Source organism: Shewanella decolorationis (genome assembly GCF_004354305.1).
GTDB classification, from domain to species: Bacteria; Pseudomonadota; Gammaproteobacteria; order Enterobacterales; family Shewanellaceae; genus Shewanella; species Shewanella decolorationis.
This window is the reverse complement of the sequence record NZ_CP037898.1, coordinates 4,292,734-4,315,633: the sequence shown is the minus strand read 5'-3', so window position 1 is coordinate 4,315,633 and position 22,900 is coordinate 4,292,734. Positions and strand designations below refer to the sequence as shown.

General features: G+C 48.9%; 21 protein-coding genes. 8 read left to right on the top strand and 13 right to left on the bottom strand.

Going from position 1 to position 22,900, the window contains the following annotated elements:
* Positions 1-41: 41 nt before the first annotated feature.
* From EYR25_RS19245 to EYR25_RS19230, 4 genes are all read right to left on the bottom strand, one after another.
* Complete coding sequence (locus EYR25_RS19245) at positions 42-1,025, bottom strand: AAA family ATPase (protein WP_133182278.1); 984 nt, start codon at positions 1,023-1,025, stop codon at positions 42-44.
* A 42-nt stretch (positions 1,026-1,067) separates the two neighbouring features.
* Positions 1,068-3,077 (bottom strand): transposase domain-containing protein, encoded by a 2,010-nt coding sequence (locus EYR25_RS19240; protein ID WP_207953664.1) that lies wholly within the window; start codon positions 3,075-3,077, stop codon positions 1,068-1,070.
* A complete protein-coding gene (locus tag EYR25_RS19235; protein WP_133182275.1) occupies positions 3,074-3,559 on the bottom strand; it encodes a MerR family transcriptional regulator in 486 nt (161 codons plus the stop codon). The genes EYR25_RS19240 and EYR25_RS19235 overlap by 4 nt, the downstream gene beginning before the upstream one ends.
* Positions 3,560-3,679: 120 nt before the next feature.
* A complete protein-coding gene (locus tag EYR25_RS19230) occupies positions 3,680-3,979 on the bottom strand; it encodes a helix-turn-helix domain-containing protein (protein ID WP_133182272.1) in 300 nt (99 codons plus the stop codon).
* 191 nt (positions 3,980-4,170) lie between these two features.
* Between EYR25_RS19230 and EYR25_RS19225 the strand changes: the two genes are divergently transcribed.
* The 3 genes from EYR25_RS19225 (at position 4,171) to EYR25_RS19215 (ending at position 7,558) form a co-directional block, all read left to right on the top strand.
* Positions 4,171-4,908, top strand: a complete 738-nt coding sequence (locus tag EYR25_RS19225) for a LexA family transcriptional regulator (protein ID WP_133182270.1) — start codon at positions 4,171-4,173, stop codon at positions 4,906-4,908.
* A 348-nt stretch (positions 4,909-5,256) separates the two neighbouring features.
* A complete protein-coding gene (locus EYR25_RS19220) occupies positions 5,257-6,822 on the top strand; it encodes a cryptochrome/photolyase family protein (protein WP_133182267.1) in 1,566 nt (521 codons plus the stop codon).
* Positions 6,823-6,847: 25 nt separating this feature from the next.
* Positions 6,848-7,558 (top strand): SDR family oxidoreductase, encoded by a 711-nt coding sequence (locus EYR25_RS19215; protein ID WP_133182265.1) that lies wholly within the window; start codon positions 6,848-6,850, stop codon positions 7,556-7,558.
* 76 nt (positions 7,559-7,634) lie between these two features.
* Here the strand turns inward: EYR25_RS19215 and EYR25_RS19210 are convergent, their stop codons facing one another.
* From EYR25_RS19210 to EYR25_RS19195, 4 genes are read right to left on the bottom strand one after another with little or no spacing between them, the layout of a single operon-like run.
* Entirely contained in the window at positions 7,635-8,111 is a 477-nt protein-coding gene (locus tag EYR25_RS19210; RefSeq protein ID WP_133182263.1) for a hypothetical protein, read from the bottom strand.
* Positions 8,112-8,141: 30 nt separating this feature from the next.
* On the bottom strand, positions 8,142-8,693 hold the full coding sequence (locus EYR25_RS19205) for a response regulator transcription factor (protein ID WP_133182261.1): 552 nt from the start codon (positions 8,691-8,693) through the stop codon (positions 8,142-8,144).
* Positions 8,690-9,979, bottom strand: coding sequence for an ATP-binding protein (locus EYR25_RS19200; RefSeq protein ID WP_133182259.1), 1,290 nt, complete (start codon positions 9,977-9,979; stop codon positions 8,690-8,692). Before EYR25_RS19200 ends, EYR25_RS19205 begins: the two co-directional genes overlap by 4 nt.
* Complete coding sequence (locus EYR25_RS19195; protein ID WP_133182257.1) at positions 9,972-10,901, bottom strand: dTDP-4-dehydrorhamnose reductase family protein; 930 nt, start codon at positions 10,899-10,901, stop codon at positions 9,972-9,974. The genes EYR25_RS19200 and EYR25_RS19195 overlap by 8 nt, the downstream gene beginning before the upstream one ends.
* 180 nt (positions 10,902-11,081) lie before the next feature.
* Here EYR25_RS19195 and EYR25_RS19190 point away from each other — a divergent pair, with 180 nt between their 5' ends.
* Positions 11,082-12,929 carry an alkaline phosphatase D family protein gene (locus EYR25_RS19190; RefSeq protein WP_133182961.1) on the top strand — a complete coding sequence of 616 codons (1,848 nt, stop codon included), beginning with the start codon at positions 11,082-11,084 and terminating at the stop codon, positions 12,927-12,929.
* A 1-nt stretch (position 12,930) separates the two neighbouring features.
* Here the strand turns inward: EYR25_RS19190 and EYR25_RS19185 are convergent, their stop codons facing one another.
* From EYR25_RS19185 to EYR25_RS19170, 4 genes are all read right to left on the bottom strand, one after another.
* Entirely contained in the window at positions 12,931-13,296 is a 366-nt protein-coding gene (locus tag EYR25_RS19185) for a hypothetical protein (RefSeq protein WP_133182255.1), read from the bottom strand.
* A 147-nt stretch (positions 13,297-13,443) separates the two neighbouring features.
* Positions 13,444-14,361: a pseudouridine synthase gene (locus EYR25_RS19180; RefSeq protein ID WP_133182253.1), complete on the bottom strand. Its 918-nt coding sequence runs from the start codon at positions 14,359-14,361 to the stop codon at positions 13,444-13,446.
* 52 nt (positions 14,362-14,413) lie between these two features.
* Positions 14,414-14,989, bottom strand: coding sequence for an LON peptidase substrate-binding domain-containing protein (locus EYR25_RS19175; protein WP_023266878.1), 576 nt, complete (start codon positions 14,987-14,989; stop codon positions 14,414-14,416).
* 139 nt (positions 14,990-15,128) lie between these two features.
* Positions 15,129-16,184 carry an alpha/beta hydrolase gene (locus tag EYR25_RS19170; protein WP_133182251.1) on the bottom strand — a complete coding sequence of 352 codons (1,056 nt, stop codon included), beginning with the start codon at positions 16,182-16,184 and terminating at the stop codon, positions 15,129-15,131.
* Positions 16,185-16,491: 307 nt separating this feature from the next.
* On the opposite strand from EYR25_RS19170, the gene EYR25_RS19165 reads away from it, so the two are divergent.
* The 4 genes from EYR25_RS19165 to EYR25_RS19150 all read left to right on the top strand — a co-directional run bounded on the left by EYR25_RS19165 (position 16,492) and on the right by EYR25_RS19150 (position 21,304).
* Positions 16,492-18,885 (top strand): TonB-dependent receptor plug domain-containing protein, encoded by a 2,394-nt coding sequence (locus tag EYR25_RS19165; protein WP_133182249.1) that lies wholly within the window; start codon positions 16,492-16,494, stop codon positions 18,883-18,885.
* A gap of 127 nt (positions 18,886-19,012) precedes the next feature.
* On the top strand, positions 19,013-19,474 hold the full coding sequence (locus EYR25_RS19160; protein ID WP_011624946.1) for a NanQ anomerase/TabA/YiaL family protein: 462 nt from the start codon (positions 19,013-19,015) through the stop codon (positions 19,472-19,474).
* A 130-nt stretch (positions 19,475-19,604) separates the two neighbouring features.
* Positions 19,605-20,525 carry a manganese-dependent inorganic pyrophosphatase gene (locus EYR25_RS19155; RefSeq protein WP_133182247.1) on the top strand — a complete coding sequence of 307 codons (921 nt, stop codon included), beginning with the start codon at positions 19,605-19,607 and terminating at the stop codon, positions 20,523-20,525.
* Between the two features lie 167 nt (positions 20,526-20,692).
* Complete coding sequence (locus tag EYR25_RS19150; RefSeq protein WP_023266874.1) at positions 20,693-21,304, top strand: DedA family protein; 612 nt, start codon at positions 20,693-20,695, stop codon at positions 21,302-21,304.
* A 15-nt stretch (positions 21,305-21,319) separates the two neighbouring features.
* On the opposite strand, the gene EYR25_RS19145 is transcribed toward EYR25_RS19150, so the two are convergent.
* Complete coding sequence (locus EYR25_RS19145; protein ID WP_133182245.1) at positions 21,320-22,855, bottom strand: alpha/beta hydrolase; 1,536 nt, start codon at positions 22,853-22,855, stop codon at positions 21,320-21,322.
* Positions 22,856-22,900: the final 45 nt, after the last annotated feature.

The following is a 22,900-nucleotide window of genomic DNA, read 5'->3' as shown; positions in this document are numbered from 1 at the left end:
TTTTGCTCCTTGCTTATGCTGAAACGGGTTAGGTAATGGTGTTATTCCACGCCTTCAAGGTCTTTAAAGGCGGCACGTAAATGGCTAACGCCAATGGCGCTATTGCTGCCGCTGGCCATCATGGCGGCTAGGCGTAGGGTTTGGTTAAGTAGGCGCAGCGCACCTGGGCGTTCGGATATTTGCGTCATCAATGCGCGTTCGCTGTCGCCGTGAATGCCCCAAGCAGTGGCGATGGCGGTTACATCGTTTTTCTTGGCTTTGTGAATGCCGACTTTTTTGGCAATACGGCTAAACAAGCGGGCAAAATCTTCATTGCGGCGGCCGCCAGTCAGTTGGGCATAAACGCGGTTATTACCAACCAGCACCATGCCTACTTGGGTTTGCTCCTGCAAAATGCGCAGTTCTTCGAGCGTGGCGTAATCCAAATGATCCGCCTCATCGATGATCACCAGTCCACCTGTGCCCGTTAAACGGCGTTTAATCGAGCGAGCCAGCGGGCCTTTGCGACGTGGTGCATCATCCATACCCAGTTCTAATGCCAGTTCATACAGGCATTCACTAAGACTGGATGCGCTTGGTGAAGCAGTGATCATCCATACGTTGGGGTTATCGTTAGCGTAGTGTTTCGCTGCGGTGGTTTTACCCACGCCAGAGGCTCCAAATACCACGCTGATACACTCGGCAGCATGGGCATAGGCCAAGGCAGTATGGATTTGATTGGCGGTTTGGGTTTGCACAAACTTCGGTGCAACAGGGTTTGTGGCACGGTGGTTTTGCAGTGCTAACCAGGCGCTAAGCTTTTCGGTTACTCCTGCCGCATCGCCACCTTGCTCATCATATTTACCGTTGAGATATTGACTGATCACGCTAGTGCTCACGTCGATCTCTTTAGCCAATTTAGCTTGGGTGACTTTTTTGCCGTCGATCATCGCTTTTACTGCGTCGATAACCTGCTGCTGTTGGTCTGGCTGCTGTTGTGAGCGTTGGATTTCTGATTGAGAAATACTGACAACCTTGTTCATCATTTTTTTCCTTTTGGTCGTAATTAACTTGGGTTTAAACGGGTGTTAAAGTCGGTTTTTATTTTTCTCGGCAAACAGTGCCGATACGCCTAGTGCAAAGGCTTCTTCAAAGTTTTCACTTTCTGTTTGGGCTAAAGGCTGGGCGGCGACAGTGCGCACGGTATTGCCGTGGCGGATATGCACCATCTCGGTGGCTGCTGGTGTTAATGGCGGCTCGGACTCAACCCCGCGCATTAGCTCGGCGGCCTCAAGGTTGCTCATGCGTTTATGCGCTTTGGCGGCGAGTTTGTTGGCTTTAACAAATTGGGTACGCTGGCGAGTATGTTCACGGGCGGCATCGGTATCACCAAAGCCAACGGCTTCAATACAAGTCGCCTCACAGATCAGTAAGCCTGACAGCGTGTAACACACTACATTTTTATGCAGGTTATCGGGGTCAAAACGGGCGACGATCTTTTGGCCGATATAGTTGTATAAGGCTTCATGGTGATAACGGTTTTTGCGACTGGCAACGGCACCACCTGCGTTTAACACTATGGTGGCTTGACTGCTGACGCGTACCGCTTCGGCACTCAGTAGCAGCATGCGTTTTTGTTCGCTAGTGGCTTTGCGAACCGTGGCATTTTGATAGCTAGCAGCAAAGGCTTCATCAAACGACATAATGCCGCGACATACTTCGGTTTCACGGTTTGGCCGTTGGTTATAGGTTTGAACACCTTCTGCTAAGCGTTGGATAAACTCCTCATAAGAGATCACTTTACTGCCGTAGTTATCGGGTTTAGCGCTGGTATTTGGCCCTGTATAGGCACCAGCAAAAGCGATATGCTTATCGACAAACTCACCTAAACCGCCGATACCAAAGGCGCGTTCTATCGGTTTGGCTTGACCATGGCCTTTACCAAAAATCACACTTGACCAATGCAATTGAATACCAAGCATGGGGATCAATCCCATCGGATCATCGGGCTTAACTTTAAAGCGATAACGGTTTGGCACACCGCCTGTGATCCACTTGTTTGCGGCGGCACGGGTGTTATCTATGGTGATATGTTTGGGGATGCCATATTTTTCGATCACATCCATTAAGGATAGGCGTATGGTATCGGTGTTTTCGGATACACCAGTGCGCCAACCAAGGATCTTACGAGTGCGAATATCAGCCCAAAACCATGTTTTAGGACGGATAATTTCGCCGCTAGGCCATGCAACAAAGTCATTGTGTTGATAGCCATCACCGTTGATCCACTCCATTGCCTCAATATCCAGCACGGTACGTTGTTGCGCGGGATAGAGCGTCATTAACGCATGCTGACCTTTACGCAGTAATACTTGATGTTCGTGCGGCACTTCTTTATCTAAACGGCGTTTAAGGCTATCTGCCGATGGCACTTGCCATTCGCGCTTTGCTGCCATTTCAATTAAGCGGTAATAGCTAGTAGCAAAGTTAGGCTGTTCTTCCCGTAGGTAATCAGTTTTAAACCAAGCCCATGCCTCATCACTCACGGGCGCTAAACGGTTTAAGGCATTATTCATGGCTGATATTTTGTTTTTGGTCAGCAGTTGCGGTGCCCAATCGGCTTTATCAAAGCCTTCTACCTTTTTGCAGTCGCGGCGCAAGGTTGGTACAGCGACACCAAACTCAGCGGCGATATGCTCATAAGCCGCCATTTTGTTGGTACCTGTTTCCACTAACGCATAAAAGGCACTGACATAGGCCAGTTTACTTTTAGCGACAGATTGCGCATGTTCACCCGCACGTTCCCACAATTGCCACAGGCTAGCGGCATCGTAACGTTCCCGCGCGGCTTTAGGTTTTGGGGCATTCAGCACAGTACCGTTAAGCTCAATTTTGCCTTGCTGTGCAAGCAACTTGGCTTTAGCGGCGGGAGGTAGCAAGCTAAGGTGGTATTCAGTCGCTTTAGTGCCTATCCTTTTACGATATTTCTCAGGTGATCCTTCAGCGAGTCTATCTAGTGCTTTTCTACAGCCACGTTCTGTGTTTGGAAATTCAGGAAGTCCTTCGGCTTCCTTAGCTGTAATCCATAAATCCATCATTCTTCATCCCCTCCAAACAGCGATAGTTCTGGGGCTTCTGTTTTACGAACGTTTTCGCTATGCCACGCAATACCGCCCATAACATTATTTAGCGAATTAATAGTGTCAGAAGCGGCACTTTGTCCTTGGTAGAAACGGATCAGTAAACCCATAGCTTCACTAAATGAGCCTTGTAGTTCGTTGACTTCGGCATTGGTCGCCTTACGGCCGCTGGGAATATCGATAACAAGTCGGTTGCTAGAGGTTGCGATATACAAGGTCATATAATCCGCACCACAGGCATGCTCAAAAGGGCGGATCAATACGGCAGGAATGCGACCATTCTCAAGCCACTTATAGAGTGTCCATTTACTAGGTAACCCCATCAGATCGGCAACGCGGTCTACTGAAAGGTTTTGTTTTTCGCGAGCAAACTCTAAGCACAGCTCCATTGCATGGCGCAGGCTATTGGCTCGTACCTTTTTCCAGTTGCGTCTACTCATTGGGTTATGCCTTTAAAGAGGTGTTCCAAACAAAGCCAGATCTTGCTGCTATGAAAGAAGCGATCGCCTGACTACCATTGATCGGGTGCTGATATGAAAGCGGAGTGAACATAAATGAATTCATGCGACCTCCCTTTGTGCGTTTACACAATCATTTGTGCTAACATTACTTTTGATAGACTTGTTAGGATGTGGATAACGACTTGGCCAGATATCTTCTGGTGCTACGCCAATCACATTGGCAATAATGCGTTCACCTTTAGGCCAAGAAACGCGAAGAGCATTTTGTAAGGTATTTGATGCAAGGCTATGTTCACGAGCAACCGCTGCTAATGTGGTGCCTTGTTTACGAATGGCGGCAATAATATCTGCCCTATGCCAGTCTGTTTTTATGCGTGGTGAGTCTTTTTGCTGACGCATATTTTTTTGCCTCTAAAGTTAGTCGTTCCGTTTATGCGTTTAGTTTAATCTGACAGCTAAACAATAACGCATATATGAGAGACTATCAACTCATATATGGCAGTTCCGATTGTCTTATGTGAACAATTTAGGGGAGTTATACACTAAGCCATTGCTTACAAAAGAATAATCACTATTTACGGTATCTAATAATGGAAAAGGAACTTGGTTCCGTTTCGAGTTCTACTATAGGGACTCGCATATCAGAAGTTGCAGATATGGTTGGCGGCAAAAAAAGACTCGCAAATATGGCGGGGATTTCTGAATCGCAGCTGCATCGTTACATTGCAGATACAAGCCAGCCCACGATTGAGCCGATTGTTTCCATTGCTAAAGTTGGCAAGGTTAATCTTTTATGGTTAGCGACAGGAGATGGACCGAAGTATCTCAATGAGATTGAGCAACCCTATCAGCATCAAGTCACTGAAGGGGTTTGCGGTGGCTATGTAGCTAATAGAGACTTTCTATCTGAGTTTGCCTTGATACCTGGCTATAGCATACAAGTATCCGCTGGCTGGGGAAGTGAAGGTTCGGATGACATTGAGCCTAGTCGTCATCTAGCTTTTAGAAAGCGTTGGCTTAAATGGCGCGGTTTTGCCGAAAAGGACTTAGTTATAGTATGGGCCAAGGGCGATAGCATGGAACCCATCATAAGCAATAACAACACTTTGCTTATCAACACGCAGCGCACCGAGCTGACCGATGGCAATATCTATGTGATACGCAGTGATAACCAGCTATGGGTAAAACGTGTCCAGGTTAAACCAAACGCTTGGCTTTTATTGAGTGATAACCCTTTATACCCGCCAATCGAAGTGCCTAAGACGGAGCAACACAACTTCCATGTAGTTGGTCAGGTAGTGCACATCTCAAAGGATATTGGGGATTAAGATTTAAACCTCTTTTAAACGTCACATGGGTTTAAATCACTGTGATCACTTTTTTAGCGTCATTTGGCTAAATTGGATCGCCATTGATCAAAATTGAGATCGCACACACTAGGATCAAAAAAGGCGCGGTAGCCAGGACAAATCCACCAGCAAACCCGCGCCATTCCTCAATCGATCTCATTTATTCAGGCCAAATTTTATCTAATCTCGATTTAATTGGTTTCTGATCATTATTTAAGAGTCTATACAGTGATAAAACTACCCTTGTAAAGCAACCTTCAGATTGATCCCAACTACCCATATCATCGTAATCCTCAATTGCAAATACCATCCACCAGAGTCCACCTAATGCAATTACGGCAGCAATCACAGCACTTCCATACGGTCAGGCTAATTTTAGGCGATCAGCTTAATGCCCAACATACTTGGTATCAGCAAGCCGATCCTAAGGTACTGTATTTAATTGCAGAATTGCATCAAGAAAACACCTATGTGACTCACCATGTGCAAAAAATTTGCGCGTTTTTCAGCGCTATGGCGCAGTTTGCCAGCGAGCTTGGTGCGGCGGGGCATCAAGTGCGTTACCTCACCCTTGACGATACCCAAGACTTTGCCGATCTCAACGCACTGCTACAGTATTTTGTCGCCGAAACTGGCGCGATTAAGTTTGAATATCAACGGCCTGACGAATATCGACTCTTCGTGCAATTAAGCCAGCTTAAGTTTGCCAATGCCATGGTGAATTGCGTCGATACCGAGCACTTTTTATTGCCCTTTGCCGAGATTGATCGGGAATTCCCCCAAGGGCAACACAGGTTGATGGAGCATTTTTATCGGCGCATGCGCAAAAGATTCAATATCTTAATGACGGATGGCAAGCCCGTTGGCGGGCAGTGGAATTTTGATGCGAGCAACAGGCAAAAGCTTAAATCCCAAGATATCAAATCTTTACCTACACCCTTGATGTTTGGCCATAATGTGCAAAATATTCTCGAGCGCCTTACGCGCCATGGGATTAATACTATGGGCAAGGCGGATACGCATTTACTCTGGCCGATAAACCGTGCACAAAGCCTCGAATTACTAAAACATTTTTGTGAGTATTGCCTGCCCGCCTTTGGCCGCTTTCAAGATGCGATGACCCAGCAACATCCGGCGCAGTGGAGCCTGTACCATAGTCGGCTGTCCTTTAGCTTAAACGCCAAACTTATCAGCCCATTAGAAGTGATCAATGCGGTAATTGAGCACTATCATGCCAATCCTTTTATTGAGATAGCCCAGGTCGAAGGCTTTGTTCGGCAAATCCTCGGCTGGCGTGAATATGTGCGCGGCATCTATTGGGCCAATATGCCCAACTACGCCAGCATTAATGCCCTCGAGGCCACGCGCAAGCTGCCCGACTACTTTTGGCATGGCAAGACTCGAATGAACTGCCTGCGCCATGCCTTATCTCAGTCACTGGATTTTGCCTATGCCCATCATATTCAACGCTTAATGGTGATTGGCAACTTTTGTTTATTGACCGAAATCGCCCCTGATGAGGTGGATAAATGGTACTTAGGCGTGTATGTGGATGCGATTGAGTGGGTCGAAATGCCCAACACTCGCGGCATGGCGCTATTCGCCGATGGCGGCATCGTCGGCACTAAACCCTATGCCGCAAGCGGCAGTTATATCAATAAAATGAGTGATTACTGCGGCAGTTGTCATTACAAGATAAAAGAACGTAGCGGCAAATCAGCCTGCCCGTTAAACAGCCTGTATTGGCGCTTTATGGATAAACACCGCGCGCAGCTCACCCATAATCCACGCATCGCCATGCTGTACCGCACTTGGGATAACACTGAGGAGTCGGTTAAACAGGCGATTTTGGCTACTGCCGAACAGCATATCGCGCAACTGGAACAGCTATAACGACTGAGTATTGAGGAGAAAAGCCATGCATATTCTAGTACTGGGCGGCAGCGGTGGTATAGGTCAAGCCATGGTCAATAAGCTTCGCGAAACCTATCCCGAGGCCACAATTTATGCGACCTATAAACAGCATAGGCCCGATACTGGGCGAGACGATGGAGTGATTTGGCATCAGCTGGATATCACCCATGAGGAGGAGATTAAGCAACTGAGCCAAAGCATTCCCCAGTTAGATTGGCTGATTAACTGTATTGGCATGCTACACACCGAGGATAAGGGGCCAGAAAAAAGCTTACAGACCCTCGATGGGGATTTTTTCATGGATAATATCAAGCTAAACACCCTTCCCAGCATGGTGCTGGCAAAACACTTCTGCCATGCCTTAAAACAAAGTAACTCAGCAAGATTTGCCGTGGTATCGGCCAAAGTCGGCAGCATTAGCGATAACCGCTTGGGTGGCTGGTATAGCTATCGCGCCTCGAAAGCGGCGCTGAATATGTTCCTTAAAACGCTATCGATTGAATGGCAAAGAACGATGAAACACTGCGTGGTGCTAGCACAGCATCCCGGCACTACGGATACGCGATTATCCAAACCTTTTCAGCAGAACGTGCCCAAACAAAAGCTGTTTACACCAGAGTACGTCGCCCAATGTTTGGTGAGTATTATTGCCAATGCCACACCAGCACAAACGGGCACCTTTTTGGCCTACGATGGTACTGAGCTGCCTTGGTAGCGATACAAACATTTAGCGCTAATGCAGATAAACCTTGGCAGCTTTCAGTACTGACAGCGCTTAGCCCAGACAATTCTTAACCTTCACAAAAGTAGGCATAATTGATTCGGCAGCCTTGCCCCCATACAGCCGTCCAAGTATTCACATCGCTCATATAACCAAAGTGGATTGACTGCGATGTATCGCATGCTTCTTGAAACGGCGCCTTGTTGTCATTAATAAATTGTACTGAAGCCGCCAAAATATCACAGCATTCCTCATCGTCGGCAACTAACCAGATAAAGTCTTCGCGACAATCTTCCCTAGCTATCATCTCTTCGGGGGAATATAAGTCCAGCTTTTGCTTGAGTGTTAACCACTGCTCGGGCGAAACATTGCAGGAGATTGCCAGCTTATCAAGCACCCCAGCACCGCCAGCCCAAAAGGATAAATCAAAGTCTAACTGCTGCAGTTCGGGGGCAAAGCCCAATAGGTTTTCAATCACTTGCAAGCTTTTGGCTAAATCGGTATCGGGCCTGCGATAACGTACCTCAATACCATCATACTCACGCATGCGACGACTCCTTTCTTAAGTGCATTGCCCTTATTTGAGCGGCCCGGTTTCACTCACGGGTTTCTTTAATAACTTACGCTGCAAGGTACGGCGGTGCATACCCAGTTGGCGGGCGGTAGCCGACACATTGCCCTGATTGGCATTGAGCACTTGCTGAATGTGCTCCCATTCCAGCCGTTTAGGGCTGAGCGGCGAGTCATCGATTTCATCCTCAGGCAGCGCACTCGCCTGACTGTTCACCTCAAAGGCGGCCAACAAGGTTTGGGTATCGACGGGTTTTGCAAGATAGTTGTCGGCGCCGAGGCGAATCGCCTCTACCGCGGTAGCAATGCTGGCGTAGCCCGTTAGCAGCACCATAATGACCTTAGGCAACAGATTACGCAGAGGCACAATCAAACTCAGGCCATTGGCCTCGGCCAGTTTCATATCCAGCAGGATATGGGTAGGGCAAAATTCCCGCGCCACCAGCAGCGCATTACTGGCATCGTGACTTAAGCGGCATTCGAAACCATGGCGAGTCAACCGCCGCGCAAGCACGCCTGCAAGCGCCTGATCGTCTTCAATAATCAATAGCCGTTTCATAGCGCCTCCGTCGTCGTGGCCGATGCATTAGGCTGCAAGAGGGTAAAACGAATTTGCGCCACAGTGCCCCCTTGAGGATGATTGGCGAGGATCAACTCTGCGCCCAAACGCTCGAGGCTAGCGTGGCTCAGCAGCAAGGCCACGCCTAAGCCTTTGGGGCTCTCGATTAATAAGGTCCCCAATTGTGGCAATAATGAGGGAGCGATACCCGCGCCATAATCACGGATCTGCAAATAGATCTGTCCTTCGCTCGGCGCGCTATCGAGACTGATATCCACTTGGGCGACGCCTAAGGTTTCGGCGCTGGCGCGGGCGGCATTTTCAATCAAGGCCATAATGGCGGGGGTTAAGCTCATATCGGTTAAGATCTGTTGTTCTTCCAACTGCTTAGGCGCACAGGTGATCAACCAATTGAGTTCGGTCTGCGGCATCAGCAACTGGGTTTTCTGCTTTAATCCGGCCACCAGCTCAGTGATCTTTTGTGGCCGCTGACGACGGTCGCGAATCGACTCAGTCGCCAAGCGCAGCTCTGCCAAAGTATGTTCACAGCGCCCCAGCGCAGTTTCCATTTCAACTACGGTTATTGAAGGTTCAGGGGTTTCTTCCCTTAATTCGTCGAGCAATAACCTCAGTGTCGAGAGTGGCGTTGCCAGTTGATGGGCCATTTGTGCTGACACAGTACCGAGCGCCAATAACTGTTCTTGTCTCAACTGACCTTCACGCATATAGGCAAGCTGCGCATCCTGACGCCGCATGCGCTTGGCAATTAACGCCACACTGGTGGTCAATACCAGCGCCGAAATCACAAAGTTAAACCACATGCCGAGATAGTGGGAACTCATATCCATACCGTGGTGATGCATTTGCGATTCTGGCACGGTAAAAATCATCAGGCTGTAGGCAAGCGTAGAGATCGCCGTTAGGCTCCAAGGTGCCCAAATCGGCAGCGTCACGGCGGCGAGCGCAATCGGTAATAGCAGTAAGGAGATAAACGCATTGGTCGCCCCGCCCGAAAAATACAGCCAAGAGATCCAAAATAAGGTATCGAGACTCAGGGCGATAAACAGGCCACGCTCTTTCGCAAACAAAGGCTTACGCAATGCCAAGGTGAGCGACAAATACAACACCTCCAGCACAAACACATGCACCAGCGGCTCCATTTGTAAACTCAGGCCAAAGGTGTCGGCGGCAAATAACGTCAAACCGATTTGCAGCAATAAGCCTAAGGTTCGCAGCAGCGCCACTTGGTCAGCAGCTTGCAGATTAGTACCTAAAATCTTAACCATGGTGATTCCTTAAACGACAGCCTACCGCTGCCAGTGCCGCACTGGATTGAGCGAGCGCCTGACTAAGCCCTGTCTTAAACGCTAACTCAGATTGAATCCCCAGCGCCGCTAAACGCCCACAACTTAAGGTGCAATCTTGCGGCCTTTTGGCGCTATCCATAGGCGTTGGCTCAGGAAGTAAATGCGCAGTATCTATCCCCAGCAGTTCACCTAAGCTGAGCAGCATCTGATACTTAGTCATGGTTTGCGTGGCACTAAAATGGTAAATTCCCGACACATCGGCGCGGTCAGCCTGCCGCTGGATGAGCTTAGCGATAGCATTGGCAATATCCGCCGTCGATGTTGGCGAGCGAATAGCCCAATGGTCGACCCGCTGCGGTCTGCTATCCAGCAATTGGTTGATTAGTACCAATACCGCAGATTCGCTCAGTTGAGTCACTTCGCCGTAGAGGATAGGTAAACGTAACACCGCAAAACCGCTGTCGATGTTGAGCACACAGGTTTCGCCCTGCAATTTAGACTCGCCATAAAAATTGACCGGATTGGGCGCTGCATCTTCGGCATAGGGAGGCGTTGTGCCATCAAACACATAGTCGGTAGAAATATAGAGCAGCCAAGCGTGATGGGTCTTGGCGACCTCGGCTAAGGTTTGGCTGGCGCTGAGATTCAGTGCTAAGGCATGTTCTGGCGAGCGCTCGGACACATCGGGACGACGCTCGGCGGCGCAGTGCACTATCACCTCGGGCTGCTCACGGGCAATAAAAGCTTCGACCTCGGCGGCTTGGGTTAAATCGAGCCGATAAATCCCCTCCTCGGCGCGACTAAAACCTGTGGCAATCACCCTATGACCCACGGCGGTTAACTGTTTGACGACCTCCCTGCCGAGTAATCCGGTTGCGCCCGTTACCATAATGTTTGCCATATTGCCCCGCGATCCTTAGCCATTCATTAGGCTCATAATTCTAAAAGCTTTTCATATTCAACGCACTTGTTTACTCTTATTTACCTGTGCTTAACCGCATCGAATTTGTACCACTTAACCCAATTAACGACCAAAAGGCTGAATTTGACTCAAGCACTTCCCCCTATTCTTGCAGGCCCCATGCTGCGCCACTGCGACGCCTCACACTTTACTCTCTGGTTTGTGAGCCGCGAGCCGTTAAGCGAATTACAGCTTACCTTAGGGGAGCAAAGTTACCCGTTAACAGAGGAAGAAGTGCACTGTGTGCCGCTCGGTCAGCATGCCTTTCAGTATTTACTTCGCCTGGCGCGCCCCGAACTACTTACGCCCCAAACGGTTATCCAATATCGAGTGTCCGCCAAGGGGATTGATGACCTATTCAATAACGTCAAAGAGTTGAGCTATGGCGATGCTGACTCGCCCCATCTTTACTTTAGCCAAACACTGACACAGGTATGGCATGGCTCATGCCGCAATCCCCATCACCACAGTGAGGATGCCTTAGTCGCCGCCGATACCAAACTCGCCCGGCTTATCGATAAAGGTGCTAACGAACGCCCAGCGCTACTGATGCTCAGCGGCGATCAGGTCTATGTGGATGATGTGGCGGGCCCCATGCTATCCGCCATAGGTCAAGTGATCGAAAAACTAGGTTTGCACCATGAAGCCTTTCACGGCGCCAATATTGCGGGAAGCGAAGCCATAAGTTATCGGCCCGAGCATTTATATTTACGCCACAAGAATCTGCTGCCACGCACCGAATATCCCGCTAAAACCGCGCTCTGGCGCTGGTATATCAATCATCCGATTTTTACCTCATCGATTGCCGAAAACCATTTAGTCAGTCTCAATGAGATGATTGCCCTGTATCTGCTGACTTGGTCACCCGAATTATGGGAGCTTATCGACTTACCCAAGGAGGTTGAGGGACTCTCGGCAGCGAATCAGCTACGTTGGCAGCGCGAATGGCAAAATCTATTGGCCTTTAAGGCGGGGCTCAAACAGGTTAGGCGCCTGATGGCGCATATTCCCGTGTATATGATGTTCGATGACCATGACATCACCGACGATTGGAACCTCACCGCTAAGTGGGAACAGGCTGCCTACGGCCATGCCTTTTCAAAACGCATTATTGGTAATGCCTTGATTGCCTATACCTTATTCCAAGGTTTAGGCAACGCACCGAGCCAGTTTGATGCCGAGGTTCGACCGTTGTTAGATGGTTTTTTCGCCCGCCCAGCGCCAGAAACCCAAGATGACTTAATCGATCTATTACTCAAATTCGAGCAATGGCATTACACCTTAGACACTTCGCCTAAGCTGGTTGTGTTAGATACCCGCACCCGCCGCTGGCGCAGTGAATCTAATCTCGCCAAACCCTCAGGCCTAATGGATTGGGAAGCCTTAATGGACTTACAACAGGCGCTACTCGGCCAATCTAAGGTGATTATTGTTTCACCCGCGCCGATGTTTGGGGTCAAGGTGATTGAAGCCGTGCAACGTATGGCGACATTTATAGGCGCTTCACTGCTAGTTGATGCCGAAAACTGGATGGCGCATCCAGGCGCCGCCAATACCCTGCTGAGTATTTTTATGCACCGCAAGACTCCGGAGCAATTTGTGATCCTCTCGGGGGATGTGCACTACTCCTTCGCCTATGACATCAGCATTCGCTTTCGTCGTAGCAGCCCTAATATTTACCAAATTACCTGTAGCGGGATTAAAAACCAGTTCCCCGAGAAACTACTGCCGTTTTTCGATAAGCTCAACGGCTGGCTTTACGGCCACTTCTCGCCGTTAAACCTCTTCACTAAGCGTAAGCGAATGTCGCTGCGTGGTCGGCGCCCTAATGGCGAGCGCAGCAAGCGTTTAGTCAACCGCAGTGGGATAGGAATTTTGGCGTTAGCTGAAGATGGTGAACCGACAAAAATCGCTGTTTTACATGGGGATATGACCGAGACTCGGTTCGAACCACCGAGGCAGGAATAGCCTAAACTGGGTTGTGTTTTGCCGCTTCAGAACTGGTCACGCCCTTGACCGAATCCACAGGTTTAGCGGTGGCTTCTTGATTTGGCAAACGCTGCTGAAATAGCTGAGACTCGGGGCGTTTAGGCGGCGTTGCATCATCACGCATCTGATCCCAAACGCCCTTGAGCTGTAACGACACATCAGTTTGATTGTCAGCATCCTGCATCGCCTCGGCACTCGGTTTCTTCGGCTCGATCACCGCGCTGGCTTTACGGATTTCCGTCGTCAGCTCTTGTACATAGGGATGCTTAGTCCAGCTGCCAAAATACATGGCGCCCAGCAACACCGCGGCACAGAGTAAAATTGAAACGATTGCAGATTTGGTCATTCTATTGAGTTCCTCAAACAATCAGCGTCAGACTCCTTACAACTCATGAGCATAACAGAGTCTGTATTCTTACCATTGCAGAGAAGCTCACACAATCATCTTGCAGTACCCCACTTTTTACACTGTGGCAATAATGCTTTCCGCTGACTAAAACGTTAATCCATCACATTCAATATCGTGCGAGCGACCACTGATTGGATCGACAAAACGTAATCGCTGCGCCAAGAGTTGTAGCGGCTTGCTAAAATCATCCGGTCCTTTAGGGTATAAGGTCGGATAAAAGCGGTCATTTAACAGTGGCATACCAAGGCTTTGCATATGGACTCGTAGCTGGTGTGTCTTGCCCGTAATAGGGCTTAACTCGAATAAACCAAACTCCCCATGAATCGCCACTAAGCTGATTTCAGAGTGGGTATTTGCCTCTCCTTCGACTATTTTCATGGTAAAACTCGGCTCGCTTCGTTGCATGCGATTTTTTACCGTCCAATGCAATGGCAGGGTTAATTCGCCACTGGCATATTGCGCCATTATCTCTGGGGTGAGTTTGGCAATCGCTTGATAATCTTTACGAATCGCATCATCGATAAATAATTGGTGATAAATATGCCGCGTCTCGGGGCGAGTCGTCATCAGGATCACGCCCGCGGTTTCCCGATCTAACCTGTGTGCTGGAGCGATAGTGTCTATCCCAGTGCTTAAGCGTAATCTGTGTACTAGGCACTCATTGACATAATCGCCACTGGGGGTGACGGGTAAAAAATGCGGTTTGTAGGCCAAGATTAGATTGTCATCTTGAAACAAAATCGGCGATTCGAAGGGAACTTGTGCCTCGACGGAGACTTCACGGTAGTAATAGGCCCTCGCCGTCGGGCGATAGGCAGTCTCCAACCCAATTAAGCTGCCATCTTGCCAATGTACTTTACCGTCGAGGATCCGCTGGCGCCAAACCCCTTCGCCAATATGGGCATAATGGTCGATCAAAAAAGAAAATACCGTTGGTTTATCAACCACTTCTAAAGGAAGAACCACAAAGGAAGGTTGGGCGGCACGGGCGGTTTGAGTCATAGAAACAACTAGCGGCTACAATGAGCCGCTATTTTAGCCTCGGTGTGGTTTTTCAGTCCACATGGGACTTGATGAGTTGCAGGACAAAATCCATAGTTTTATGGCAGTCGGGTTGATTTACTAGCACCAGCTTATCGCGGTTATACATGGGCAACACTTCTAACCAACGCTGACTCACCCAAGCCGCATCCTCTAAATGCACTTGGGAATACAGCTCCAACAAGTCAGGGTTCACCTCATAGAATTGCTCCAGCGCGGCACTGATCAGCTCGAACTCCCCTTCAATCGGCTCTTCTTGCCAATTTTGACAGGGCAAAGTGCGGGACATCCACAGCTTATCTTTTGCTTCTGCCGCCGAAAGAATGCTAACTCTTTGTCGCCCCTCTAACACTATGCTGAGGGACTCATCTTCCAGTTGGTTGAAATCGATGATGTCGCACTGAGTGGCTGTGGGATAACAGGGAGGAGTACCACTGGGTTTCATCGCCGCAAAGGCTAAATGATATTTGCCTTTCAAGACATCCGCGACCATACGTAATTGACCCGGCTCGACCACGCGGACTTCAATCCTTCCCTGTGGCAGCAACAAGGCATCGCGCATAATTAACGCCATTTCTCGTGTTTGCATAGCAACCTCCTGCCCACTGACATCGGAGCGAACAAAAATTAGCCACTCCTTATTAATTTAGAGTGTAGCAGGAGAAATAATTTCCTTCCTAAAGTCGCTGACAGCAAAAAAGAATTTAGGCTTGCTTGCCGCTCTTTCCTTACAGCGGTGCTAAGTGTTCGGCAATATTTCCTTTTTCGTACACCTCGGCAAATTCATCGGCTAGGCGTTCGCTAAAGGCAACAGAGCGGCGCCAATACTGCATCCGCTGCGCCGTATCCAATTGCTTAAAGTCTTCACGGTCGGGCACCTTACTAAAAGGTAACGAAGCCACAAACTCCGCCGAAGGCGCCAATATCAAAGCGTTATCGTAATTGGTGCGTGCACGGCGCCAGGTTAAGGATTTATCAAACCATCCGGGACTCATATGGGGATAAAAATGCGGATACAAGGTTAAACCTGTGGCATGGGATAAAGGCAAATCGAAGTGATAGTCGGTGATGCCACCATCATAGTATTGCCCTGAGGCAACACCCTCAATTTGAGATACGGGTGCAAGCACCAGGGGAATCGATCCCGTCGCTAACATCACTGAGTTCATATTGGTCTCGGTGAGCTGCGCCTGCTGACTGGGTAAATCCGCAAGTTGTCTAAAGGGTGATGCTGCCACTTGCTGACTAAAAACCACCCGCTCGAAATGCCAACCCAAGGTTTTACGGCTAATAAGGTTGGTCGCGGCCGTCATCGCTAGCCCTGCTGCCAAGGGCAATTTATGGCTAAGGCGATTGATATGTTTAGCCCGGCAGGCAATCAAGTGACTGTGAATGAAGGGATGATTCACTATCTCGCGCCCGCCCGTCTCGCCGAGAATACCTTGAACTATACCCTTCACCTGCTCGCTTACTTCCTGCGGTGTCGGTATGGTTTCATACCGCTGGCCAATATAGTAATCCTCTAAACGTCCGTAGGCTTGTAGTGGATCCTGCTGCGCCAAACAGGCTAAACGCCACGCTCCCGACGACGCCCCTAAGGTATAAAGCGGTGTCTTACGCTGCTTAAAGAATTCCGTGAAGAGATACTTATCAAGACCCGCAATCCCTAACCATTTTGGTCCACCGGATGCAGCCAATAGTTGTGTAAAAGCATCGGGATGCAGACCTTGTTCCCTAATAATGTTAAAGGCCGTAGGACCTGCAAGAAAGCGTAATGCGGGCAAAACTTAACTCCTTAAAGTGCCTCAAACCTGAGGTTTCGTGCCATTAAAACACAGCCGCCAAGCGCGATAAACCTTCAACCCACCTAATGGATCTAGATGATTTTATTCACTTAGCCCATCACTTCTCCTATGGCGACATATTCGACTGGCTTTCAAGAATTATCTAGAACAGTAAGCTCTGAGTTAGTTCTTTTCTGTCTAGATGTAACAATTGTTACAGTGATAACCTTCGCCCTATCGAATTGTTACTTTCGTTGGTTCAATGTTTTCGTTCCAGCCTAAAGGTTACTCCACATTGAGAGGTTTTATGCGTCCAGCCGTTATCGCATTAGCAGTATCTTCAACTTTGGTTTTTCCTGTCGTACACGCAGAAGAACAAGCCAGCAGCTTTGAGAAAATTGAAGTCGTCGGCTCGCGGATCGCCCTACGCACCGCAACCGACAGCGTTGCCCCCGTCGATATCATTACCGCGGAGCAACTCGAATCAACCGGTATGACCGAAACCGCTAAGGCGCTGCAATTTGCTGCGCCAAGTTACAGCTTCCCCTTCTCATCGGTCACCGATGGCTCAGACGCGGTGCGCCCTGCTAGCTTACGCGGTCTGTCGCCTGATCACACGCTAGTACTGGTAAACGGTAAACGCCGCCATGGTTCGGCGCTGGTGCATTTAAGCGGCACTGTCGGCAAGGGCTCATCTAACGTCGATTTGAACGCTATTCCGATGACATCGATTAAACGCATTGAAATCCTGCGTGATGGCGCCTCGGCGCAATACGGCTCAGATGCGATTGCCGGTGTTATCAACGTAGTCTTAAAAGATAACGACCAAGGCGGTAGTGTATCGGCTCAAGCCGGACAGACCTATCTGGGTGACGGTGAACAATGGCGCGTTGGCGTGAACCACGGGATCAGTTTAAACAACGATGGTTTTGTGAATATTGGCGTCGAAGCTCACCATAAAGACAGCACCAACCGCGCTGGCTTAGATCCACGCCAACAATATCCTAAGCAGCCAGACGGTTCGGCTGATCCGCGCGAAGCGACTTTCAACCGTAAGAGCCACCAAGTGGGCGACGCCGAATACGATAACTTAGGCTTATTTATCAACGCGGCGCAGCCTTTCTCAAACGACAGCAAACTCTATGCCTTTGGTGGCATTAGCCAGCGTGAAACCAAATCCGGTGCATTTTATCGCCGTGCGCTCGATGCCCGTAACTTGCTCGAACTGTATCCCGACGGCTTTTTACCGCAGATAAATCCTAAGATCATCGACTCATCATTAGTCCTAGGCTATGAGTTCACCCTCGGTGAATGGAATATCGATACCTCAGCGGGCTATGGCGGAAACTCGTTCGAATACAACATTGTCAACACCCTAAATGCATCACTCGGCCCAGATAGCCCGACCGAATTCGATGCTGGAACCCTGTCCACCAGCGAAGCAAACCTGAACATCGATGCCTCGCGTTACTATAACTTCGCCAATGACTCAGAGATCTTAGTGGCGACGGGTGTCTCTTGGCGCCAAAACGGTTATCAGATTGAGGCGGGCGAACCGGGTTCTTATATCAATGGCGGTTATGATAACCGTGCCGCGGGCAGCCAAGGCTTCACTGGCTTTACGCCTGAATCAGAAGTCGATGAGACTCGCGACAATACCGGTGTTTATGTCGAACTTGAAAACCAATTAACCACAGAGTTTTATTGGGCGGCGGCGCTTCGTTACGAAAACTATTCTGACTTTGGTGGCAACACCAGCTGGAAGCTCGCAGGCCGTTACGACTTCACCGACCATTTAGCCCTGCGCGGCACAGTGAACACCGGCTTTAGAGCGCCGAGCGTACAACAGTTGTACTTCAGCAATATCTCGACCCTGTTTAATCCTGATCCGACTACCGGCCAGTTAGTGCCAACAGAATCAGGCACTTTCAACACTTTATCGCCAGTGACTAAGGCCCTAGGCATTAACGAGCTCGACCCAGAGCTGTCGCAATCCTTCAGCTTAGGCTTGGTCTACACCAATGATACGGGTCTAGCCCTGACCTTGGATGCCTATCAGATTTCAATCGATGACAGGATTATCCTCTCAAGCTCAGTGACGCCAAACGACTCGCCCGCAGTTGCAGCGGCGCTGGCCAATACCAATGCTGAATCGGCACGCTTCTTTATTAACGCCGTTGATACCCGAACTCGCGGCGTCGATCTAGTGGTGAGCCAAGATTTTGATCTCGGCAACTGGGGCGATTTACGCGCCAACTTGGCGTACGCCTATAACAAAACTGAAATCCAAGATATTCATTTCCCTGAAATTTTGGACGGACTCGGCCCTAAACTCTTCGATAATATCGAACAAACCCGCATGACCTCGGCCACGCCGCACAATACGGGTAACCTAGGTCTGACCCATGAATTAGGTAACTTTAAGACTAATATTCGCCTCAGCTATTTCGGCGATTACACTGTGGGTTACTCAACGGGTGATGTGAATTACAGCGACCAATGGGTGATGGATTTATCCGTGCGCTACGCCGCAACCGATGCCTTAAGCTTCACCGCTGGCGTACAAAACTTGTTTGATGTGTATCCTGAAAAACGCCCAGATGACAATAACTTCAATGGTATTTTCGTCTATCCGTTAACCAATACACCGTTTGGATTTAATGGGGGCTACTACTTCCTCGAGGCCAAGTACACTTACTAAGCCGCAAACAATCAAAACAGGCCATTTATGGCCTGTTTTTTTATGTCTATCGCTTATGTTCTAACGGCGGTGAACTGATTATAATCTTTACAATTCACTCATTTACTTACGCCATATCGAGTACCCCATGATTGTCGATACCTTAGCTAATCGCCATATTTATCAATCACTCAGCCCACGCATTGCCACGGCATTAGCGCATCTTGCCAGCACTGACTTTAGCCAACTGCCCGTTGGCAATTATCCCCTCGATGGCGAGGATATTTTCGTGATAGTCAACGACTACCACACCAAACCACAATCGACCGAACCCTTTGAAGTACATCAAAAATACATCGATGTGCAGTATGTGGTCAGTGGCGAAGAAGAGTTTGGCTATCTACCATTGGCCGACCAAACCCCATCAAAACCTTATTTCGAAAAACACGATTACGCCGAGTTCGATTACGAGTCGAATAAAGCCAACGCCTCCTACATTCAACTAAAGGCGGGTATGTTTGCATTATTTTTCCCCGGCGATATGCATATGCCCGGTACGAGTGATACACCGACAGCAGTACGTAAAGTCGTGATTAAAGTGAAGATCTAAAATCTGAGTCAACAATGCCTAAGTTTTGACAGAAATAGCCGCTTAAGGCGCAGTGATATGCGCTTTGGCTATTTCCGAATCGGGCGAAATATTGTTAAAATTGCCACAAATTTAAAGGAGAGTCCCTGAAATGCCTATGTACGTTGTCGGTCACAAAATCCCCGATTCTGATTCAATCTGCGGTGCTATCGCGTTAGCTTATTTAAAAAACCAAATCGGTGAAGAAGCCGTTGCCGCACGTTTAGGTGAATTATCACCCGAAACCGCTTTCATTCTGGAGCGTTTTGGCTTTGAAGCGCCAGAATACAAAACCAGCTATGCTGGCGAGCAGGTCTACATTGTTGACCACTCAGAACTGACTCAAGCACCGGACGATATCGCTCAAGCGACCATCGTAGGTATTGTGGATCACCACAAATTAGGCGATCTGACCACTGATACGCCTTTAGAGTGCTGGATCCGCCCTGTTGGTTGCAGCAACACAGTTATTAAGATGATGTACGACTTCCACCAAGTTGCCATCCCTAAAAATATCGCTGGCATCATGATGTGCGCCATCCTGAGCGACACTGTGATCTTCAAATCACCTACCTGCACCACTGCCGACATTCGTTGCGTTGAGGCCTTAGCCGAAATCGCTGGTATCGAAGACTTTAAAGCACTGGGCATGGAAATGTTCAAGGTAAAATCAGCCGTTGAAGGCACGCCAGCACGCGATCTCGTGATGCGCGACTTTAAAGACTTCAATATGAACGGTAACTTAGTCGGTATCGGCCAGCTAGAAGTAATTGATCTGTCAGTATTTGATGACATCAAAGCCGAGCTTGAAGCCGATATCAAAGCACTGAAGGTTGAAGGTAACCGTCACAGCGTACTGTTACTGCTGACCGACATTATGAAAGAAGGCTCAGAGCTGTTAGTGGTTTCTGACGATGCCGATCTGGTTAACCGTGCCTACGGCAAAACCCCTGTCGATGGCAAAGTGTGGTTAGACGGCGTATTAAGCCGTAAGAAACAAGTTGTGCCACAACTGCAGGCTGCTTTCGCTTAAGCAACCATTAAGTTGTCATACAAAAAAGCCGAACTCAGTTCGGCTTTTTTGTGCCTTGAATATGCGCCATTCCATAAAATCGGCATGAAACTTTGCTCATAAAGCTATCCGAAACTTAACAGTGCCGAGTAAGATGGGATGATTCATTCTCGCACTCTGTTTTCATCATGCCAGAAGCTTTACAACACCTTATCACCGAAATGACACCTTGGTTGCAGCAATACGGTTATCTGCTGCTGTTTTTGGCCATTGCCGTTGAGGGATTTGGGATTCCTGCACCGGGACAATCCTTACTGATTGTTGCCAGTTTATTGGCCGCGACTGGGCAAATGTCGCTGCCATTAGTCCTCATCGTTGCCTGCGCCGCCGCCCTGAGTGGCAACAGTTTGGGCTACTTTATCGGTCGCCGCTTCGGTGAGGTATTACTGCGAAAAGGTTGGATAAAGCCGCAGCTTGAGGACAAGATCCACAGTGTGATTGGCCAGTATGGCATTGCAGCTTTAGTACTCAGCCGCTTTGTCGAAGGGCTTAAGCAGTTTATGTTTATTGGCTGTGGACTAGCCAAAATGCCTTTTAAAACATTCGTGATGGGCAACCTACTCGCCACCAGCATTTGGGTAACGCTTTTTGGCTTAGGCCCAGTATTAATCCGCGATGAAATCGCCCCAATACTCACGTTTTATCATCAACATAAATACCCTACATGGGCGATCGTTAGTCTGCTTTTAGTCCTTTTACTTCATTTTAGCTGGCGTAAATGGCAGGTTAAAAATCAGTAAGGCTAGCACGATCCTTTACTCAGTCTTGACCTTAGGTTGAGGCTGAGTTGGTTCATTCGACGGAATCTCGTTAGCAGTATTTTTCTGAGGTTGAAGTTCGGCATTGATTATTGATTGCTTGTCCGTGGACTCAGTTATCTCTTGTTTGGTCTTATCACCAACTTCACTCGGTTTACCCTCCGTCGATTGCGACTGTGTTTGTTTATCGGCTTGTGGTAGCGCAACTGGAGGACTCACCTCACTCGGCGCTTGAGTCTCTTGTGGCTTAGGTTTTTCGCCTTCAGGTAGCGGCTCGACTAACACCACGGGTTCGGCTGGGGTACTGGTTTGTGTATCGTTGGTATTTGTTGCCTCAGAGTCAGGCACCAACGTCGCTAAATCTTCATTCGCAGGGCTTTCAACCGCATGTTTAGGCAGTTGATTTCGATACAAATCAATCATGCCCATCACCTCGGATAGCGCCTTGGCGTGGGCAGGCGTTAAAATACCATTATGCCCAGAGACAATTTCATCGGACACGGCCAGCACCCATACTGCCTGCATATTGGCGTCGGGACAGGTTTGCACACTGCGCCGCGCCTGCAGGCGAGCACGGATTTTCCACCCCGAATGCGGCAAGGTCATCATACAACCGGGAATTTCGTCATGGGCCATTAATGCCGAAGGCATCTTCATCGGGGTCGAACAATTACCGCCAGAACATTTATCGATATCGTGGGTAATAGCCCAAGAGTTCCCCAGTGCCCGTTCGCCGTCCTTGATGTAATTAAAGGCCTCTTTTACCGCAAAATCGCCCTTAGATTGCAGCACCACCATACTCGGTTTTTGCCTATCTAGACTCATCAGAGTATCGAGTGGCTTAAAATCCTGCGCTGGTGCGGCGGGGTTTAGCAGTAAGAAAAGATTTGGATTATCCTGCTCATTATCGATGGCCGCCTTGATTCTGTCTTTACTGGCGTGCAACACCACTAAGCCGCCAAGGCTGTGACCAATCACGGTATAACGCAGTAATTGATGCTCAGCGACTAGCACATCCAGCTTATCCAGCAACTGTGATAGCCCAGTTTGCCCTATACGCTTGGCCACGGCTTTACGCTGTAAAATGGTCGGGAAATCCAGCGGCTCAATCCAACTGGTGGCATCTTCTGAGCCATCGAGCCAGAAGGGATCCAGCTTGTCGCCTCGCCAACCTATGTATAAACCCAGTAGGTTACGCTGGGAGTCGGATGCCGCCATCTGCTGATAAAACTGCTCGAACGCGACAAAGTTCTCGTCCGTCGGATTTGCACTGTGGTGCCAGCCGTGGACAAAAATCAGTAGCTCGGGAGCAGTGCCATTATTGGGTTGTAAAATCCGCGCCTTGAGCCCTTGCCATTGTCCATCGTTGTGTGGCTGACCTTGATCATTAAATTCAATCACATGCAGATTTTGCGTAGCAATATCAGGGCCGGGGATGTGATAGGCTTGGTCAGGAATAAAAGGAAGTAAAATACCGAGGGACAACAACATTAAAAACAGTAACTTGTACTGAGTAAACTTCTTAAGGCTCATTTATGACAACTAAATTGTGGCCAGACTAGGCCAATATAGACACGC

What these genes read in the sequence shown, in the direction of transcription:
- EYR25_RS19235 (WP_133182275.1), bottom strand. Translation starts at nt 3,559, where the DNA reads ATGAGTAGACGCAACTGGAAAAAGGTACGAGCCAATAGCCTGCGCCAT.
- EYR25_RS19205 (WP_133182261.1), bottom strand. Translation starts at nt 8,693, where the DNA reads ATGAAACGGCTATTGATTATTGAAGACGATCAGGCGCTTGCAGGCGTG.
- EYR25_RS19240 (WP_207953664.1), bottom strand. Translation starts at nt 3,077, where the DNA reads ATGATGGATTTATGGATTACAGCTAAGGAAGCCGAAGGACTTCCTGAA.
- EYR25_RS19160 (WP_011624946.1), top strand. Translation starts at nt 19,013, where the DNA reads ATGATTGTCGATACCTTAGCTAATCGCCATATTTATCAATCACTCAGC.
- EYR25_RS19220 (WP_133182267.1), top strand. Translation starts at nt 5,257, where the DNA reads ATGCAATTACGGCAGCAATCACAGCACTTCCATACGGTCAGGCTAATT.
- EYR25_RS19190 (WP_133182961.1), top strand. Translation starts at nt 11,082, where the DNA reads ATGCTGCGCCACTGCGACGCCTCACACTTTACTCTCTGGTTTGTGAGC.
- EYR25_RS19165 (WP_133182249.1), top strand. Translation starts at nt 16,492, where the DNA reads ATGCGTCCAGCCGTTATCGCATTAGCAGTATCTTCAACTTTGGTTTTT.
- EYR25_RS19155 (WP_133182247.1), top strand. Translation starts at nt 19,605, where the DNA reads ATGCCTATGTACGTTGTCGGTCACAAAATCCCCGATTCTGATTCAATC.
- EYR25_RS19225 (WP_133182270.1), top strand. Translation starts at nt 4,171, where the DNA reads ATGGAAAAGGAACTTGGTTCCGTTTCGAGTTCTACTATAGGGACTCGC.
- EYR25_RS19150 (WP_023266874.1), top strand. Translation starts at nt 20,693, where the DNA reads ATGCCAGAAGCTTTACAACACCTTATCACCGAAATGACACCTTGGTTG.
- EYR25_RS19175 (WP_023266878.1), bottom strand. Translation starts at nt 14,989, where the DNA reads ATGCAAACACGAGAAATGGCGTTAATTATGCGCGATGCCTTGTTGCTG.
- EYR25_RS19195 (WP_133182257.1), bottom strand. Translation starts at nt 10,901, where the DNA reads ATGGCAAACATTATGGTAACGGGCGCAACCGGATTACTCGGCAGGGAG.
- EYR25_RS19245 (WP_133182278.1), bottom strand. Translation starts at nt 1,025, where the DNA reads ATGATGAACAAGGTTGTCAGTATTTCTCAATCAGAAATCCAACGCTCA.
- EYR25_RS19180 (WP_133182253.1), bottom strand. Translation starts at nt 14,361, where the DNA reads ATGACTCAAACCGCCCGTGCCGCCCAACCTTCCTTTGTGGTTCTTCCT.
- EYR25_RS19185 (WP_133182255.1), bottom strand. Translation starts at nt 13,296, where the DNA reads ATGACCAAATCTGCAATCGTTTCAATTTTACTCTGTGCCGCGGTGTTG.
- EYR25_RS19230 (WP_133182272.1), bottom strand. Translation starts at nt 3,979, where the DNA reads ATGCGTCAGCAAAAAGACTCACCACGCATAAAAACAGACTGGCATAGG.
- EYR25_RS19145 (WP_133182245.1), bottom strand. Translation starts at nt 22,855, where the DNA reads ATGAGCCTTAAGAAGTTTACTCAGTACAAGTTACTGTTTTTAATGTTG.
- EYR25_RS19200 (WP_133182259.1), bottom strand. Translation starts at nt 9,979, where the DNA reads ATGGTTAAGATTTTAGGTACTAATCTGCAAGCTGCTGACCAAGTGGCG.
- EYR25_RS19215 (WP_133182265.1), top strand. Translation starts at nt 6,848, where the DNA reads ATGCATATTCTAGTACTGGGCGGCAGCGGTGGTATAGGTCAAGCCATG.
- EYR25_RS19210 (WP_133182263.1), bottom strand. Translation starts at nt 8,111, where the DNA reads ATGCGTGAGTATGATGGTATTGAGGTACGTTATCGCAGGCCCGATACC.